The sequence below is a fragment of the Rhodococcus sp. T2V genome, assembly GCF_029269925.1.
Classification (GTDB): Bacteria; Actinomycetota; Actinomycetes; order Mycobacteriales; family Mycobacteriaceae; genus Rhodococcus_F; species Rhodococcus_F koreensis.
Map to the genome: position 1 here is coordinate 26,655 of NZ_JARJBD010000057.1, position 17,591 is coordinate 44,245.

At 66.1% G+C, this 17,591-nt stretch carries 17 protein-coding genes and 1 pseudogene; 12 read left to right on the plus strand and 6 right to left on the minus strand.

Features of this window, described 5'->3' with window-relative positions; genetic code table 11:
• Positions 1-106: 106 nt before the first annotated feature.
• Positions 107-979, minus strand: a complete 873-nt coding sequence (locus P3H15_RS35005) for a slipin family protein (protein WP_276141450.1) — start codon at positions 977-979, stop codon at positions 107-109.
• On the minus strand, positions 976-1,443 hold the full coding sequence (locus tag P3H15_RS35010) for an NfeD family protein (protein WP_276141451.1): 468 nt from the start codon (positions 1,441-1,443) through the stop codon (positions 976-978). Before P3H15_RS35010 ends, P3H15_RS35005 begins: the two co-directional genes overlap by 4 nt.
• A 139-nt stretch (positions 1,444-1,582) precedes the next feature.
• Here P3H15_RS35010 and P3H15_RS35015 point away from each other — a divergent pair, with 139 nt between their 5' ends.
• From P3H15_RS35015 to P3H15_RS35030, 4 genes and pseudogenes are all read left to right on the plus strand, one after another.
• A complete protein-coding gene (locus P3H15_RS35015; protein WP_276141452.1) occupies positions 1,583-2,392 on the plus strand; it encodes a HugZ family protein in 810 nt (269 codons plus the stop codon).
• A 472-nt stretch (positions 2,393-2,864) separates the two neighbouring features.
• Complete coding sequence (locus tag P3H15_RS35020; protein ID WP_276141453.1) at positions 2,865-3,434, plus strand: hypothetical protein; 570 nt, start codon at positions 2,865-2,867, stop codon at positions 3,432-3,434.
• Between the two features lie 273 nt (positions 3,435-3,707).
• Positions 3,708-4,793, plus strand: a complete 1,086-nt coding sequence (locus P3H15_RS35025) for a LacI family DNA-binding transcriptional regulator (protein WP_276141454.1) — start codon at positions 3,708-3,710, stop codon at positions 4,791-4,793.
• Between the two features lie 135 nt (positions 4,794-4,928).
• Positions 4,929-5,105: pseudogene (locus P3H15_RS35030) on the plus strand (MFS transporter); the annotation flags it as partial.
• 110 nt (positions 5,106-5,215) lie between these two features.
• Here P3H15_RS35030 and P3H15_RS35035 read toward each other — a convergent pair.
• Positions 5,216-6,358 (minus strand): RNA-guided endonuclease TnpB family protein, encoded by a 1,143-nt coding sequence (locus tag P3H15_RS35035; protein ID WP_276141455.1) that lies wholly within the window; start codon positions 6,356-6,358, stop codon positions 5,216-5,218.
• Between the two features lie 122 nt (positions 6,359-6,480).
• Here P3H15_RS35035 and P3H15_RS35040 point away from each other — a divergent pair, with 122 nt between their 5' ends.
• From P3H15_RS35040 to P3H15_RS35055, 4 genes are all read left to right on the plus strand, one after another.
• On the plus strand, positions 6,481-6,675 hold the full coding sequence (locus P3H15_RS35040) for a hypothetical protein (protein WP_276141456.1): 195 nt from the start codon (positions 6,481-6,483) through the stop codon (positions 6,673-6,675).
• 29 nt (positions 6,676-6,704) lie between these two features.
• Positions 6,705-7,427 carry a hypothetical protein gene (locus P3H15_RS35045; protein ID WP_276141457.1) on the plus strand — a complete coding sequence of 241 codons (723 nt, stop codon included), beginning with the start codon at positions 6,705-6,707 and terminating at the stop codon, positions 7,425-7,427.
• Between the two features lie 180 nt (positions 7,428-7,607).
• Positions 7,608-8,804, plus strand: coding sequence for an acyl-CoA dehydrogenase family protein (locus P3H15_RS35050; protein WP_276141458.1), 1,197 nt, complete (start codon positions 7,608-7,610; stop codon positions 8,802-8,804).
• A gap of 34 nt (positions 8,805-8,838) precedes the next feature.
• The gene (locus P3H15_RS35055; RefSeq protein ID WP_276141459.1) at positions 8,839-9,675 is read left to right on the plus strand and encodes a mycofactocin-coupled SDR family oxidoreductase; all 837 of its coding nucleotides are present in this window, start codon (positions 8,839-8,841) and stop codon (positions 9,673-9,675) included.
• A 34-nt stretch (positions 9,676-9,709) separates the two neighbouring features.
• Here P3H15_RS35055 and P3H15_RS35060 read toward each other — a convergent pair whose 3' ends face one another.
• Entirely contained in the window at positions 9,710-12,376 is a 2,667-nt protein-coding gene (locus P3H15_RS35060; protein WP_276141460.1) for a LuxR C-terminal-related transcriptional regulator, read from the minus strand.
• Positions 12,377-12,698: 322 nt separating this feature from the next.
• Here P3H15_RS35060 and P3H15_RS35065 point away from each other — a divergent pair, with 322 nt between their 5' ends.
• From P3H15_RS35065 to ribB, 3 genes are all read left to right on the plus strand, one after another.
• Positions 12,699-13,094, plus strand: a complete 396-nt coding sequence (locus P3H15_RS35065; RefSeq protein WP_276141461.1) for a nuclear transport factor 2 family protein — start codon at positions 12,699-12,701, stop codon at positions 13,092-13,094.
• Positions 13,095-13,206: 112 nt separating this feature from the next.
• Positions 13,207-13,734: a flavin reductase family protein gene (locus P3H15_RS35070; protein WP_276141462.1), complete on the plus strand. Its 528-nt coding sequence runs from the start codon at positions 13,207-13,209 to the stop codon at positions 13,732-13,734.
• The gene (gene ribB, locus P3H15_RS35075) at positions 13,731-14,945 is read left to right on the plus strand and encodes a 3,4-dihydroxy-2-butanone-4-phosphate synthase (RefSeq protein ID WP_276141463.1); all 1,215 of its coding nucleotides are present in this window, start codon (positions 13,731-13,733) and stop codon (positions 14,943-14,945) included. The genes P3H15_RS35070 and ribB overlap by 4 nt, the downstream gene beginning before the upstream one ends.
• Positions 14,946-15,066: 121 nt before the next feature.
• On the opposite strand, the gene P3H15_RS35080 is transcribed toward ribB, so the two are convergent.
• Both P3H15_RS35080 and P3H15_RS35085 read right to left on the minus strand, forming a co-directional pair.
• Entirely contained in the window at positions 15,067-15,483 is a 417-nt protein-coding gene (locus P3H15_RS35080; protein WP_276141464.1) for a hypothetical protein, read from the minus strand.
• Between the two features lie 152 nt (positions 15,484-15,635).
• Positions 15,636-16,022: a TM2 domain-containing protein gene (locus P3H15_RS35085; protein ID WP_276141465.1), complete on the minus strand. Its 387-nt coding sequence runs from the start codon at positions 16,020-16,022 to the stop codon at positions 15,636-15,638.
• A gap of 245 nt (positions 16,023-16,267) precedes the next feature.
• Between P3H15_RS35085 and P3H15_RS35090 the strand changes: the two genes are divergently transcribed.
• Positions 16,268-17,308 carry an HNH endonuclease gene (locus P3H15_RS35090; RefSeq protein ID WP_276141466.1) on the plus strand — a complete coding sequence of 347 codons (1,041 nt, stop codon included), beginning with the start codon at positions 16,268-16,270 and terminating at the stop codon, positions 17,306-17,308.
• The last annotated feature ends 283 nt before the right edge of the window (positions 17,309-17,591 follow it).

Sequence of the window (17,591 nt, forward strand, 5' to 3'; positions counted from 1 at the left end):
GGCAGGTGCCCGGGTGGACTCCTGCCGGCTGTCCAACCCTAGCCAAGCGCACTGCGGTCACCGCCCGGAGTACACGCGGTGGCCGGACGGTGAACGGTGGGGCACGTCAGTTTCGTGCGTGGTGTGGGGTGCGCGCTTCCGCACCGGCGGGCGGGATCATCGCGGCGAGGTTGGCCTGGGCCTCGAACCGGGCGCGCTCGTCGCCGTCGTCCGTGGCTGCCGCGTCCTTCGCCGCCGCAAGGAACGGGCGGACCAGGTCGAGGGGCATCGGGAAGACGACGGTGGAGTTGTTCTCGCCGCCCATCGCGCTGAGGGTCTGCAGGTAGCGCAGCTGCAGGGTGGTGGGGTTGCGGCTGATGACGTCCGCGGCCTCGACCAGTTTCGTGGACGCCTGGAATTCGGCCTCGGCGTTGATGATCTTGGCGCGGCGCTCGCGTTCGGCCTCCGCCTGCCGGGCGATGGCCCGCTGCATGTTGGCGGGGATCTCGACGTCCTTGATCTCGACGGTGGTGACCTTCACGCCCCACGGTTCGGTCTGCTGATCGATCACCTTCTGCAGGTCTTCGTTGAGGCGTTCCCGTTCGCCGAGGAGGGCGTCGAGGTCGGCCTTGCCGAGGATCGAGCGCAGTGTGGTCTGGGCGATCTGCAGGGTGGCGGCGAGGAAGTCTTCGACCTCGACGATCGCCCGGTCTGCGTCGACCACCCGGAAGTAGGCGACGGCGGTGACCTTGGCCGGCACGTTGTCGTGGGTGATCACTTCCTGGACGGGGATCTTCAGGGTCACGGTCCGCAGGCTGACCCGTTCCATCCGGTCGATCGCCGGGATCAGCAGCACCAGCCCCGGGCCCTTCAGGTCGACCAGTCGGCCGAGCCGGAACACGACGGCCCGCTCGTATTCGCGGAGCACCCGGATCGAGCTGCTCGCGACAACGGCGAGGAGGGTGATGACGACGCACAGGATGACGATGATGGTGGTCATAGCGGGATCTCCCAGGGTTCGCGGCGGCGCACGGTGAGGGTGAGTCCGCGGATCTGCTCGACGACGACGGAATCGCCCGCGGTCGGGGTCTCGTCGTCACCGAACAGCGTTTGCGCCCTCCACAGGCTGCCGGCCGCCTCGACCTGACCTTGCCGGCCTTTCCAGTTGCGGACGGTGGCGTCGGATCCGATGAGGGATTGCATTCCGGTGCGCACGGGCGCGTGCCCGGCGGCGAGTGCCTTCCTGCCGCCCACCACGGCGAGACCCACGCCGACCACCGCGACTCCCGCGGCCGCCGGGATGGCGATCATCTGCGCGGTATCGCTGGACGTGAACAGCAGCCACACGCCGGCCCCGACGAACAGTGCCCCGAGCCCGCCGAGGACACCCGCGGTCGGTGCGTGTGCCTCGACGACGATCAACAGCACACCCAGCACCAGCGCCAGCACGCCCAACGCGGTCATCTCGTATCACCCACGATCACGCTTCGCGAGGACCCGGTCGCACTCGCATAGCCACTCGGCGATCGAGCCCTCAGTTCAACGGTAAGCGCAGGTCGACGGCAATGCCACCGCCAATTTGCGGCGGGGTACCGTTCAGCGAATGACGAACGTAGATCACGGAGATCCCGGTGACGCCCCGACCGTGCCGCCGCCACTGGAGGAGGTCGCCAACCCGGCCCGCCCGTCCGCTGCCGAGGAGGCCCGGACGGTCGCGGCCACGACGAACGTAGGCACCCTCGCGAGCCTGACCAGGGACGGCGACCCGTGGGCGTCGTTCGTCACCTACGGTCTGCTCGACGGCTCGCCCGTGCTGTGTGTGTCGCAGATGGCCGAGCACGGCCGCAACCTCGCGCACGATCCCCGCGCCAGCATCGCGATCGTCGCGCCGAACCCGCCCGCCGATCCGCTGGCCAGCACCCGCATCACCCTCGCCGGGTACGTCTATCGCCCGGAAGGCGACGAGCTCGCCGCCGCCCGAGAGGCACACCTGGCGGCCATCCCGGCGGCGCACGTCTACATCGACTTCAGCGACTTCTCGCTCTGGGTGCTGCGGGTGCAGCGTGTGCGGTGGGTCGGCGGCTACGGGCGGATGGACTCGGCGAGCGAAGAGTCCTACGCCGCCGCGACAGCTGATCCCGTCACCCCGCACGCCGGCCCGGCGATCGAGCACCTGAACGCCGACCACGCCGACGCCCTGCGCGCGATGGCCCAGGCGCTCGGTGGCTTTCCCGACGCGAAGTCGGCCACGTGCGAAGGAGCCGACCGCTACGGACTGGACCTGCGCGTCACCACACCCCGCGGCGTGGCCGTGACCCGCGTCGGATACGCAGAGCCCCTCCAATCCGCCGACCAGTTGCGCGCGGCCACAGTCGCTTTGACACAGAAGGCCCAGGCACTGACCGGTCGGTGAACACGTGACAACCGGGGCGCATTCCGGCCCGGGCGACCTGCCTGAATGAGAGCGGCGAGCTTCGTGCTCGCCGCTCTCGTGCATTACCCAGACCGGGTGACACGTACCGAGAACGTAACTCACCCAGCTCCGACGCTTGGCACGTCGCCAGACGGACCAACTCCCATTCTGGATCGAATCCTATAGCGCGCACGGGAGTTTGAGCACGATGAGCATCGTCTGGTCGAGCCCGTGCGGCATGCGTCGTCCGTTCTCCATGCGCACTCGCCCCGGTTACGTGCCGTCAGCGTCAATCGGGCAGCTCGAGAGATCTGTGGCAGATCGCGATAGATAATCGATCAATTCCGACTCCCCTGCCTTTATTGAGGTGCACGCTTTACTGAGGTGCACGCTGAAGGTGTTCTCCAGCCGCAACAGGGAAGGCAGCCCGCGAGATGACTGCCTGTGTTTCACGAGAGGTAGTAACCAACCGATGTGGAGCAGTCTCGAGATCGCGAAACTTGTCGTCGCAGCCTCCATTCCACTGGCCGTCATCGGACTGGGATGGTGGATCACACTGCTGACAAAACGGCTCGAACACTCCCAGTGGGTCAATCAGAAGCTGGTAGAAAAGCGCATCGAGATAGCTGAGCAACTTGCGCCCATGCTGAACGACTTGTATTGCTACTTTCGCTGGGTTGGTGGATGGAAAGACCTCTCCCCGACCGAAGTCGTTGACCGCAAGCGTCACCTCGATCGCACGGTGCATGTCAATCTTCCGTTTATGAGCCCGGCATGCACCGTCGCGTATGACAATTTCATGGGCACAATTTTTGCGACCTATGCCGGCGCGGGACAGGACGCGAAGCTCCGAACCACGCTTACCTCCATATGGGGAAACCGTCGTGCTGACTACCGGGGCGCTACCGCATGGAACTCCGATTGGGACGGCATGCTTACAGACCGTGCTGCCGATCGCGACGAGCTGAGAGCTCGATATACCGAGCTCATGAACGAACTCGCTCGGCAGACGGGCGTTGACACGGGAAAACGAGGAACGTAGCACCTCTCGGCCTCGTCGCACGGAAACCGGAAAATTCACCGTAGGTGCCGTCAATCCGGACCGCCGGAACCGATCGAACGTGTTCAGCAACGTTAAGTTGTGAGCCGGGCCATTCGGCACCAGCAGTGACGGTTGGCGCCGCCCCTTGGGCTGCGGAGTACCCGTCGCTGCCGTTCCTCCGACGGTCTCGGCCTCGCTGGCGACTTAACGTTGCTTAATGATTTGGGTCACACTTAACGTCGGCACATCAGATCGGACCGAGGAGGTGAACCCATGAGAACGACCACACGAACTAGCGCCCAGCGCCCGCGGCGCGTGTCCGCTGCCGACGTCGCACGAGCGGTGGGCGTCTCCCCGGCCACCGTCTCCTACGTGATGAACGGGAGATCCGGGGTGTCCGAGGAAACCCGAGAGCGGATTCTGGAGGTAGCCGAGGAACTGGGGCACACGTCCAGCGCACGGGCGAACCGCCTCCGATCGCACCAGACGCGCGTCATCGGCCTCGCCCTGACCGACATCGCCAATCCGTTCTACACCGAGATCGCGGCGGGAACGATCGACGCCGCCCGGGCCCGCGGATACGAGGTGTTCCTCGCCCATACACAGGAGGATCCCGCGACTCTCCGGTCCGTGGTAGACGCGATGATCGCCCGACACGTCGACGGTGTCGTGTTCACCGTGCTGCATCCCGACGACGGCGACGTGATCCGCTCCCTCCGTAGCGCGCACATACCGCTGATCCAGCTGTCACGGCGGATCGAACGAATCGAGGCCGATTTCGTCGGGATCGACGACCGGGCGGCCGCAGCGGAAATGATGGAACACGTTCTGGAACACGGATATAGAGACATCGTGACCATCGTCGGGCCCCGCGTATCGAGCGCATCCGCCGCCAGAGAGGACGGATTCACTCGCACCGCCGAGTCACACGGCATTCGAAGCATCGCTTCGCACCACATCAGCACCTACCTCAGCGAGCAGGGAGGGTACGCGGCCGTCGAAGAACTCCTCGCACGAAAAGCCCTTCCGCGAGTGATCGTCTGCGGTAGCGACGCCATCGCACTCGGAGCGATCAGTGCGCTGCGTGCGCACTCGATCACCGTCCCGGATGATGTCGCCGTCACCGGCTTCGACGGCCTCTTTCCCGGCGCGTCACCCCTCGTCGAACTGACCACGGTCAATCAACCACGCCGAGAAATGGCCGAACAAGCCCTCGAACTCCTCACCCGCCGCATCGACGGGGCCGGAGGCTCATTTCAGTCGGTACTTCGCGCCCACGAACTCCGCATCGGCACTACCTGCGGATGCCCACGGAGGGAGCACACGGCCACCCAGGCGGCGGCCGAACGTGCGCCGTGAGCATGCGCCCACACAACTTCATCACCACTTCTCCTGCGCACTCCGCGTATGGGGATCACCTCTCGACACCCTGAGAAGGGCACTGCCATGTCTGACAACCCCACCCACGCTGCCTCCGTGCCGCCCGGTGAAGAACTGAACAGGCTCATCTTCCGGAAGCTGATGCCGCTGCTGATCGCCGCGTACATCATCGCGTTCATCGACCGCACCAACATCGGCCTGGCCAAGCACCACCTGGAAGCCGATCTGGGAATCTCCGCAGCGGCGTACGGTTTGGGCGCGGGATTGTTCTTCCTCGCCTACTCACTGTGCGCGAGGTTCCGAGCAACCTCTTGACGTCCTCTCGGCCGTGAACGACCGAGACTCACCTCGGGACTCGCGTCCCGAGGTTCCTGTTTCACCGACAGTCGCCACCCCGCACCTTAGGTGCGGGGTGGTCTCACACCGTCTCCGCAGGCTGCCACCGCCAGTCCGACGGCCAAAATATTCCTCGCAGCATTCACATCCCGATCATGGACGACGCCGCATCGGCACGCCCACTCCCGCACGTTCAGCGGCATCGCCGACGCGACCTCCCCGCACACCGAGCAGGTCTTCGACGACGGATGAAACCGGTCGATCGCCACCACCCGCCGCCCGTACCAGTCGGCCTTGTACTCGAGCATCGACCGGAACTCCGACCAACCCGCATCCGAGATCGCCCGAGACAACGACCGATTCTTCACCATGTTCCGCACACTCAGATCCTCGATGGCGATCACTTGATTTTCGCGCACCAAACGAGTGGAGAGTTTGTGCAGATAATCGCGGCGCCGATCGGCGATCCGGCCATGAATCTTCGCGACCTTCAGTCGGGCCTTGGTCCGGTTCCGGGACCCCTTCTCCTTCTTGGCCAGTACCCGCTGCGCTTTCGCCAGCCGCTCACGGTCCCTGCGCTCGTGTCGCGGGTTGGTGATCTTCTCCCCCGTCGACAGCGTGTACAGGCTGGTGATCCCGGCGTCGAGCCCGACCACCCGATCGGCCGGTTCGAGTTCGGGAATCACGTCTTCGACGAGGATCGAAATGTGGTACTGACCGCGGGCATTGCGCGACACCGTCACCTGCGACGGCACCGCCCCCTCCGGCAGCGGCCTCGACCACCGAATATCCAGCGGTTCGGACTGCTTGGCCAACCGGACCTGCCCGCCGCGGTAGGTGAAGCAGTTCGCGTAGTAGGTCGCCGACTCCTTCGACTGGCCCTTCTTCTTGAATTGCGGGTAGCGGGTCTGCTTGCGCCAGAACCTCTCGAACGCACCCTGCAATTGCCGCAGCGATTCCTGCAGCGGCCCCTTCGACGGCTCCGCCAACCACGCGGTCTCCGCGTCCCGTTTCCATCCGGTGAGCATCGTCGAGGTGTCGCTGTAGGTGATCCGCCGCTGCTCCTGCGACCAGGCCCGGGACCGCTCGGCCAACGCCCGATTGTAGACATACCGAGTGCACCCGAACGTCCGAGCAAGCTGTTCCGCCTGCACCGCAGTCGGATACAAACGAAACTTGAACGCCCGCTTCACCATCTTCCCCGCCATGACCCAGACACTAGCCCCACAGTCCGACAAAACCAGATCGGCTATCCCGGACCTGAAGGACCGGGTTTGCGCCGAAAGACTCACGGATCACCGACAACCCGGGCGATGGTTGCTCGGTCAAGGTGAAGTGGGAGAAGGCCGCCCCCACCACGAGGCGGTACTACCTGTACACCAGCCAGGACACGGTGTGGCCGGTCGGCCGCAACATGCGCCCTGAGTGGGACGACCTCATCGCTTTCGCGTTCGACGATAAAGACCAGGACATCGACTACTTCCGCAACCTGCGGTTCTGGGCGCCGCGCTTCGGGGACAGGTGACGCCCTCGCGGACTTTGTGGGGACAGGTGATGCGGTACAAAATCGCCCACTCCGCGGGCGAATGCCGCGAGACCGATGGATGGATGCAGGTCAGGGCGACACACATCGAACGGCACGGGGAACGGCGGCTGGTGTGCGAGAGGTACCCGGGCGTCGTCGCCGTCGAAGGGGGCCGCGTCCAGATGATGCTGTCATTCGGTGACGAGGTCGAACCGCTACCGGATGACCTGCACGAGGCATTCACCATTCCCGGGGCACACGCGCAGATTGCTGCCGACCGATTCGGCGACCTGGTCGATTTCGTTGCGCTCAGCCGCTACTTCGACGGGCCGCGCAGGATCCGAAACATACCGCCTCCTGGTGCCTGGGCGCGGCCGGCCTGGACCGCGTGCGTTGTCGCGGGACGGCCCCTGCTCGAGGTGAGGGCCACACACTTCACGACCGCACCCGGGTCGCGGACTCTGGTCTGCGAGCTCTACCCGGGAATTCTGGTCCTCGAAAAGGACGGGGTCTGTTCCGTGCTGACCTACGGACATTTGGTCGAGTTGCTTCCGCCACGCAGTGACGAGCGATTGGCAATGACCGGTGGCCAGGCTGTTTCCGCCGCCATCGAGTTCGGCAGGCAGATGTCGAGTCAACCAGGGGCGTGGCCGCCACCGCGGTGGGCCCGCGGGCGGACCTGCGAAACAGATGACTCATCGCCGACTCGGCAACTCTCACGCGGTGTAACCGCGGCAACCAACGATATTTGACCGGGCAAGCTTCACGCTCGCCGTATACCCGACCGAGTGACCACGTAGTGGACCACGTGGTCACCCGCCTGTGTGCAGCGCGCGGACCGACCATTGTGATTCAGGTCATACCGCGATCTCGTTCCCGCCGAAATACGCGGTGGACGACGAGCCGAGTTGCATACCAGGAAGGTCATTTCCATGACGCAAACCGTTGATCGATCAGTGTCTGCCCTCGTCGATCGGGAGCCTGTCGACTACCTCGCCCGGGCGCAGGCGGTCGCCCGCGTCGTCGAGCAGGAGGCAGATGCGATCGAGCGTGACGCGACGATCACCAGGCCGGTGTACGAGGCCCTCGCCGAGGCGGAGCTGTTCTGGACCCTCGTGCCGGCGGAGTTCGGCGGCGGTGGGCTGGGCATCGTGCAGGCACTCGAGGTGATCGAGGAAATCTCGCGGGCCGACGCGTCGACGGGCTGGGCGCTGATGGCCAACTCCTTCAGCACCGGCATCGCCGCCGGATTCATGAACGACGAGGGCGCCCGCGAGATGTTCGGCGGTCCGGACCGGGGCATCACCGCGGGCATGATCATGCCCACCGGCAAGGCCGTCCGCGTCGAGGGCGGCTACCGCGTCACCGGCCGCTACCAGTTCGCGAGCGGATCGGCGCACGCCACATGGATCGGCGCGGGATTCGTCGTCCACGACGACAACGGGAACCCCATCGTGGACGAGGCCGGAACCCCCGACTGCCGCGTCGGCTTCCTGCCGCGGGCCGACGTCGAGTTCCTCGGGAATTGGAACGTGATGGGGTTGGTCGGCACGGGCAGCTACGACTACGCCGTCCACAACCGCTTCATTCCGGACAAGTTCACGATGGAGACGTTCTCCACCACGCCCGTTCGCTCCGAGGCCGTGTACCGCTTGGGACTGCTCGGCATCGGCGTCGGCGGGCACGCACCCGTGGCACTCGGCTTGGCGAAGCGGGCGCTCGAGGAGATCGTCCGGATCGTCGCGAACAAGGCGCGCCCCGGCTACGCCACCGTGGTCGGCGAGTCGGAACTGTTCCGCCGCGAGTTCAGCAAGTACGAGGCTCTCTACCAGGCGACTCGCCTGTACGTGTACGCCGCCCACGAGGACGCCGAGGCCAGCGCGCGCGCCGGCGTGGAGATCACCGAGGAGCAGCGGGCGCGGCTGCGTCAGGTGATCACCTGGTCGCAGGAGGTTGCCGGTGAGATCGTCGGCTTCGCGCACCGCTGGGCCGGCAGCCAGTCGATCCGCAACCCCAGCGCCCTCGGCCGGTGCGTCCGTGACGCGGCCGTCGCGACGCAGCACATGCTGGTCGATCAGATCACCCTCGTCGACGCCGCCACACCGATCATGCGCGCATACGCCGTCTGAAGACCCCAGTTCATTCACTACGGAAGGACCCCCGATGGGACAGCTTGAAGGCAAGGTCGCGCTGGTGACGGGAGCCGCACGCGGGCAGGGACGCTCGCATGCCGTCCGGCTCGCGGAGGAAGGCGCCGACGTCATCATCGTCGACCTCTGCGCCAAGCCGGCGACGACGAAGTACCGCGGCGCAACGGAGGACGAACTCCACGAAACGGCCCGGCACATCGAGAAGTTCGGGCAGCGCGCCCACGTCGCGGTCGCCGACGTCCGGTCGCTGAGTCAGCTCCAGGAGGTGGTGGCCGAGGGTGTCTCGAAGCTCGGACGGCTCGACACTGTGGTCGCGAACGCCGGCATCTTCTCGTCCGCCCCGCTGCACGAGCTCACCGAAGAGCAGTGGGACGAAATGCTCGACATCAACCTGTCGGGCGTGTGGAAGACCATGCGGGCCACCGTCCCCCACCTGATCGAGCAGGGCGAGGGCGGGTCGATCGTCCTGATCAGCTCCACCGGCGGTCTGCAGGGCTTCCCGAACTTCGCCCACTACGTCGCCGCGAAACACGGCGTCACCGGACTCGCGCGGACCGCCGCCAACGAGCTGGGCGCCCATCGGATTCGGTGCAACTCCATCCATCCCACGTCGGTGCTGACGGACATGATCGACAACGAGGACATGTACCGCCTGTTCCGCCCCGACCTGGAGGCACCGACGCACGAGGATTTCCGTGAGGCGTGCGAGACGGCGATGAACGTGCTCCCGACGCCGTGGATCGAGCCGGTCGACGTCAGCAACGCCGTGGTGTGGCTGGCATCGGACGCGGCCCGTTACGTCACCGGCATCGCGATGCCGGTCGACGCGGGAGCCCTCAACAAGGTCTGACCAGCACATCCACGCGGGTGCGGGGCACGCGGATCTAGCCCGGCGTGCCCCGCCCCGCGTGCGCGAACGCTGCGGCGATCTCGTGACGCCTGCTCATCCCCAGCTTCTCCAGAATGTGTTCGACGTGGCCTTCCACGGTGCGCGGCGACAGAACCAGTTTGGCGGCGATCTCCTTGTTGGTCATGCCGGCGGCGACGTGCGCGGCCACCTCCTGTTCGCGCGGGGACAGCAGGTCGTCCGGGCGCACACCCACCGGGGCCGGATCACTGGACGGTAGCGACTCCCCCAGGACGAATCCGGTGATCTCGGAGACCGACATCGCGGCGCCGCTGGTGTGGCACTTCTCGAACTGATCGTCTCCCAGGGCCTTTCGCGCCTGCTTCTCGAAGCGTGTGCGTTGCTCGACCCAGTGGCTCGAACCGTACAGCTGCATGCCGAACGACTCCCACATCGAGGAGGCGGCACCGAGGAGCACGGCCGACCGCTCCGCCGACCCTGCCTCGGCTTCGGCCCATCCCAGAAGGTCGGTGACCAGGGTGGTTCCGACGACGTCGTCGAAGTCACGCCGCAGGCGCAGGCTTTCGGAGCCGAGCCGGAGCGCGTCCTCGAACTCCTCATTCATCAATGCGACCAGCCCGAGCCCGTAGACGGCGTAGGAACGCAGCCACGACTCCCCGACCGCGAGGGCACGCTCGTTTACCGTCTCGAAGAGTTCCGTGGCACGAGCCGTCTCGTCGGTGAAGCAGTAGAGCATTCCGAGGTGGACGCGCAGCGTGTGGGCGAGGTCCTCACGGTCCGGGATCTCCTCGTACATTTCCAGCGCGGCCGTGAGCCGCCGTTCCGCCTCGTCGAAATCGCCGGCGAAGAAGGCCTTCAGTCCCATGACGTCAGCCGTGAACGCGCCGGTGATGGCGTCGTCGGCGGTCAGGTTGACGGCGGAGGCCTCGGTCAGCGCCGAGTCGGCGGACGCGCGGTCACCCTGCAAAGTCTGGACGAGACCGAGGTTGACGAGCATCCGGCCCCTGGTGGCGGTCGGCGCCGTCTCCCGTTCGAGGATGCGGTTCAGCCACATCCGGTGCTCGCGCACCGAGAACCCGCACGACCAGAGGAACCAGGCGCGCGAGACCATGTCCGCGGCCATCCGCACGTCGTCGTCGTCGGACGAATCCAGCAGTGCCGCGTGCAGCGCCGACCGGATATTGGCACGGTTGCGACGCAGCTTCTCGCTTCCGGCGCGTTGGTCGGCACTGAACCAATTGTCGGCCGTCGTGGTCACCAGCCGCGTACACCAGCGCAGGTGCCGCAGTGTCAGGGTGTCCATCTCCGCGGCGGTCAGCTTGCTGTTCCCGTATTCGCGGATCGACTCGAGCATCCGGAACCGCACGTGTGTGCCGCCCTCTTCGCGGTGCAGGATCGATTTGCCGACGAGTGCCGAGATCCCGTCGAGCACGGTGTCCGCCGGGACGTCGGCGTCGCTGCAGACCTCTTCGGCCATGCCGAGGTCGAATCCACCCGCGAAGATTGAAACCCGTGACCAGAGGAGTTGTTGTTCGCGGGTGCAGAGTTCGTAGCTCCAGTCCATCGTCGCCTGGAGACTGCGATGCCGCTGCGGGCCGGTGCGGTTACCGGTAGTGAGGAGATTCAGTCGATGATCGAGCCGATCCGCCAGCTCGTGCACCGAAAGCACGGGCAATCGCGCGCAGGCCAATTCGATGGCGAGCGGGAGGCCGTCGAGGCGATCGCAGACACGCATCACCGCGTCGCGGTTCTCCTCGGTCAACTCGAACTTCGAGAGGACCGCGGCGGCCCGGTTCACGAACAGTTCCACGGCGCTGCCCGTTCCGCGCGCCGGGGTGGACGACTCCGTTCCGTTGACCGTGGGCAACGGCGGCAGCGGGAAGACGAATTCGTCCGGAACCGAGAGAATCTCGCGGCTGGTGGTGACGATGCGCAGGTCCGTCGTGGAGCGCAGCAGCACCGACACCAATTGCGCGCATTCGTCGAGGAGGTGTTCGCAGTTGTCGAGGATCAGCAGCATCCTCCGCGTCCGGAGGTACTCGATGATGGTGTTCTCCGTCGGGCTGGCGTGCATGTCGCGGTTCGCGAGCGCGAGCCCGTCCACGACGGTCTGGGTCAGCAGGTCGGGGCTGCGCAGTGCGGCGAGTTCGATCACGCGCACGCCGTCCGGAAAGGCCCGGCGGTACTCGACGGCGGCGTGGATCGCCAGGCGGGTCTTGCCCATTCCGCCCGGGCCGGTGATGGTTACGAGACGGTGGTCGCCGAGCAGTCTGCGGAGCTCGAGCAGTTCGGTCCGACGCCCGACGAAGCTGGTGCCGTACACCGGGATCGACGGGACCGCGGACACCGCATCGACGGGGACGTCGTGGGGCTCGCCGGACGACAGCTCCGCACGGATGCTGGTGACCCGCCGGGCCAGCGTGGTCCTCGACTTATCCCACTGGATCCGTCGCGCGATCTCCGCGATCGTGATGTCGGGGTCGTCGGCGATCAGCTCCCGGATGGCCGAATCGACGGGGTCTACGACGGAGCCGCGTCGACTGCGGTGGTCGCTGGGTGGCTCGTCGAGAGTCAGCGCGCGGCGCACCGTGTTACGCGACATTCCGAGCTGCACGGCGATGTGCTTGATGGGTGATCCTTGCCGGTGGAGTCGGCGAATCTCGTCCCACTCGTCAGCGTTCACAAGGCCCCTTCTGGACTCGAGACCGGTCGGCCACCCTCCCGGCAATTGAGATTTGGATCACTGTCGTCGCTGGTCCTGCGCCTGTCAACTTTCGGGGGTCAAGATGTGTCACCGCGACCGTGCGTTCTACGCATTCGACTCCCGCACGAGTCGCCGAAAGAGCGATCTTCCTGCACAGATGCGTGAGCCCGGGTCCGGCCGTGCGTGACCGTAGCGAACCACGTAGCTGGACGGTTCCGCCGGACTCCCCGCACGGGCAAGGTGATGCGCACCACAGAAGCACTCGTGGTGCCGACATATCCGAAGCGACGATGGAGTCCGCATGACCAACAGCAATGCCGCCGCCCTGAAGGCAGCTTTCGCCGCCGCCGACGCGGGGAACCCCGTTCCGCTCGTGGAGCTGTACTCGGAAGAGATGACGTGGGCCGGGTTCACGCTCGAGGGAACCCTGCGCCTCTACACGAAGGGCGAGTTCCTCGAGGCCTTCGGCGTCCTGGCGAAGCTCGACGAGTCCCGCAATGAGGTCGTGTCCGTCGACGTCGTCGGTGACGACCTGGTGGTCGCCAACGTCCGGGCCTACCGTCGCCTCGGCGAACTCGAACTCGACACCACGATCGTGATGACGCACCGCTTCGAGGACGGCAAGGTCACCCGCGGCACCGACATGTGCTCGGCGACGTTCGAGGAGTTCTGGGCCAAGACAGGACTGTCGGTCTAGCTGCTTGCCGGCCGCCGCGGCAGCGCGGCGGCCGGAAGTTCGGCCCGCCGGCCCATTCAGCACGACCGCCCGACAGGGCGACTCTCCACCCCGCAGCCCGAAGAAGGTACCGATGCGAACCACTACCCCGCACATCAGCGCCACGACCCCCGACGAGATCCGGGACGCCTACCGCACCGTCCTCGGAAGATTCTGCACTGGCGTCGTCGCCGTCACCGCACTCGACCACGCCGGCAACCCCGTCGGACTGACCGTCGGTTCCTTCAGCTCCGTCTCGCTCGACCCCGCCCTCGTCGCGTTCTTCGTCGGCCAGGGCTCCACGACCTTCCCGAAAGTCGCTGCCCACGGACGGTTCTGCGCCAACATCCTCGCCGCCGACCAACACGACCTCGGCCGCGCCTTCGCCCGCAGCGGCACCGACAAATTCCGCGGAATCGACTGGACGCCGACAAACGCCGGATCACCGAGGCTCACCGGTGCCCACGCGTGGATCGACTGCGACATCGACCTCGTCCAACCCGTCGGCGACCACGATCTCGTCGTGGGCCGAGTGGTCGAGCTCGGAGCGACCGACGCGCGAGACCCGCTGCTGTTCTACACGTCCACCTTCCACCAGCTGAGCCCGGCGAGCCCGGCGTGAACACCATCGAGCAGTGTCTCGAACGGCTGCGCGCTGGCAGACCGATCCTCGTTCTCGACGACGAAACCCGGGAGAACGAAGCCGATCTCGTCATGGCCGCCCAGTTCGTCACCACCCGGGATGCCGCCTACTTCCTCCGGCACACCTCCGGATTCTTCTGCGTCGCGATGCCCGCCGAACGAACCCGCACCCTCGGCCTGCCTCAGATGGTCGACGACCCCACCGACCCGCGGGGCACCGCTTTCACCGTCAGCGTCGATGCCGCGACCGGCACCTCCACCGGCATCAGCGCAGCCGACCGGGCCCGCACCATCCGGCTGCTCGCCGACCGCGAGACCGTCGACACCGACCTCACCAGGCCCGGCCACGTCCTACCGCTGCGTGCCCGCGACGGCGGAGTCCTCACTCGGCGCGGCCACACCGAAGCAGCCGTCGACCTCTGCACCCTTGCGGGCCTCTCCCCCGTCGGGCTGATCTGCGAGGTCACCACCGCGGACAAACGCGACATGCTCCGCGGGGACGCCGTGCGCGCGTTCGCGGTCCGCGAAGACCTCCCCGCCGTCACCATCGAACAGCTGGTGAACTACCGGCGCCGCACGCTGAGCATCGAACGCTGCGCCGAGGCCGCCGTCCCCACCGACCACGGCACCTTCACCGCCATCGCGTACCGCTCGTCCGCCGGAACCGAACACCTCGCCATGGTCTTCGGCGACCCCACCGGCACCACCACATTGACGCGCGTCCACAGCGAATGCCTCACCGGCGACACCCTGGGCTCGCGGCGCTGCGATTGCGGCGACCAACTGTCCGGCGCGCTGGAGAGGATCGCCGACGCCGGCGCCGGCGTCGTTCTCTACCTCCGCGGGCACGAGGGTCGCGGCATCGGGCTGGCTGCGAAGATCGCCGCCTACCAACTCCAGGATCAGCGGGGTCTCGACACCGTCGACGCAAACCTGCACCTGGGCCTGCCCATCGATGCGCGCGACTACGCCGACGCCGCCGCGATCCTGCGCGACCTGCGCATCGACCGCATCAACCTGCTCAGCAACAACCCCGCCAAGGCGGCAGGCCTCACCGCGGCCGGCATCACGATCGCCGGCGCTACTCCCCTCGAAATCGCACCGAACGACCACAACATTCATTACCTCGCGACCAAGCGAGAACGAATGGGGCACAGCCTCACCCGCACGACACTGACCCCCGCACTCTGAGGTCGTCGGATGGGCGAAAGATCACTCCGGTCGGTGCGCTACAGCTGGCGCGATCAGCAGGATGGCAGGCATCGCCCCGAGTCGCTCTCCACAACCAGCCGCACCACCACGCAGTTAGTCCTTAGAATCCCCAGTAGGCGCAGCCATCTCCGCTGACCAGACCGTCGCGGCATGCGCGGTACGCCTCGAGACAGCCTCCGGTTGCACAGCCACTCGCTTCGGCATCGGCTCTGCTTCGCTCTTCCACGTCCGAGGCAATCGCTGCCGGGTCCGGGTACGAACCGCCGGTGTAGGGATTACGGCAAGTGATGCCGTCACATTCGAACGCGTTGGCTTGCCGTTCGCCTTCTAGGTAGCGCTCGCCGCCGAGTTGATCGAAACACCACTGCGAGAAGGACGTCGTACCGTCGCTCCACAGAGCCGGTCCGGGTGTGCCTTCGTAGCACTCGACGACGAAGGGCTCCTCGTTGACCTGCTCCGGGGTCGCCACTGCCTCGCTGGCTTCCGTGACAACCGGAGCCGGTGGTGGCGCATTCATCGGGCTCGGGGAAACCGCTGCTGCAGTCGTCGTTGGCACAGGGGCCGCCGATGTTGCCGTAACTGCGGGCGGTGGCGCGGACGTGTTGTTACCGCAAGCGGTCAGTACGACCGCAAGCACGGCAACCCAAACACAATGCTTCATTATCGGTACTACCTCAGGGGGAGTCCGTTTTTGTCCTTCGGTTCACCCGCCAGGAGGACGATGCCGTCGATGACGGGCCAGATCCACGCGACGAAGAGCCACATTCCCAGGCTGACGACCGTGAGCACGATGTTCACGATCAGCATCGCGAACCCCAGCCCGGTGTGGCCGGCGTAGAAGCGCCCGGCACCGAAGTACCCGAAGAAGATACTGAGCAGCCCGGCAGCAAGCTTCGTCTTGTGCGAGTACGGCAATCCCGTCACGGGGTGGTAGCCGTACGCGGCCGGCTGTTGCATCCCCGACCCCGGCCCGAAGTTCTGACCGGGATGCGCCGAGGGCTGCTGCCCATACGGCTGCTGAGGTTGGTCGCCGTACGGGTACTGGGGCTGAGTCATGGAAGTCGTTCCTTCGATGAAGTGGGTGCGGATCCGAACGTGGGGCAAGCGAACGGGCTCAGCCGACCGAACGACATCCCCCGATTGCGACCGAACTCATCGCAATCTGTTCACCGCTCACTTGATAACACCGTGGACACGACCGCGGTATCGGCTGTCTGACCGTATCTCTCGAGCACATGAATCAGCTGAGGGGAAGTCGACCGCCGTCCAATCACTCCGATCGCTGACGTAACGTGGCGCGCGTGACACCACTCGATCCCGTCGACGTCGCCAGTCGCGTAGTGCAGCTTCTCGAGTCCGGGCGTCGTGAATCGACCTACAAGTTGGCGACGTTGCTCGCGCTGGTCGATATCTGCGTGGAGAACACGCCCGCCCCGGACGGCAGTCTCACGGTGCCTGTCAACGAGATCACGCATCGAATCGTGGCGTACTACTGGCCTCAGGTTCGCGTCTTCAACGATCGTGGCCGACTGTCTCAGAACAAGAGGGGCCGATCGATACCGGACCGGATCGCCGACGTTCGCACCCAGCTTGCCGCCGAAAGTTTGAGAACCGCGGAGGCCGCACGCGAAGCGGAGCACCCAGACTACGTACGACTCATCCGGTCACTGCGACTTACCGTCGCGCAACAACCGCTCACGCATCTTCAAACGGTCCCCCACGTGCGCGTCCGTGACACTCGTGACGACTTCCTCTTCGACGCATCAGGTTTCCACAAGAAGATGACGGTGGGCGACGTCGATCGCATCGGCACGATCACCCTGCGGCCCGGCATACCGGAGGGCGTGCGCCGCACCTCCGCGCTCCTGCGTGCCTTCATCCGCACCGCGTGGACCCACGACGTCGTCGCCTTCAACCGCGCTGAACTCGACGCGGAAGACCTGGACGGCTTCCTGTTCGGCACGGATCGCACTGCCTTGCGGTCCCTGGTGGAACCCTTGCGTGACCTTCAGGACGACCGCTGCTTCTACTGCGGCAGGCGGATAATTGGCGATGTCCATATCGACCACGTGGTGGCCTGGTCGATGATCCCGATCGACGGTGTCGCCAACCTGGTCGCCGCCGACAGCCGATGCAACCTCGACAAGTCTGCGAGCATCCCAATTCGCGCCCATGTCGACCGAGCGCTCGAGCGACCACACCTCACCGAGGTTGCACGCATTACGCGGCTCCCGCTGCTGTATCGACGGACATCGTCCGCGGCCGAAGGCGTGTTCGCATCCTTGCCCGTCGGCTCACTTCTCTGGCGCGGGGTACGAGACTACGAGCCACACACGGCCTGAGCCGCCCCCTTCGTAACACCTGCAGCCATCGTGTTAGCGGATGCGGCGACGTTCTAAAGCGGCCACCACGTCGGCGACCGTCCTGAAGACCAACGGGACAACCACCACCCGGGCGAAAGGCCCGCCCGTCGGCGCTGTCGATCCGGTAGCAACTGCTGCCCGACGACCCACACGGGCGCCGGCTCGGCGCCGACGTCGGTGGTGTGGCTGTGGCGTCATCTCCTCACCCCTGCGAAGCACTCATCCTTTCGGATCCTCCGGCGGTCGTGCACCTTGTCGCCAA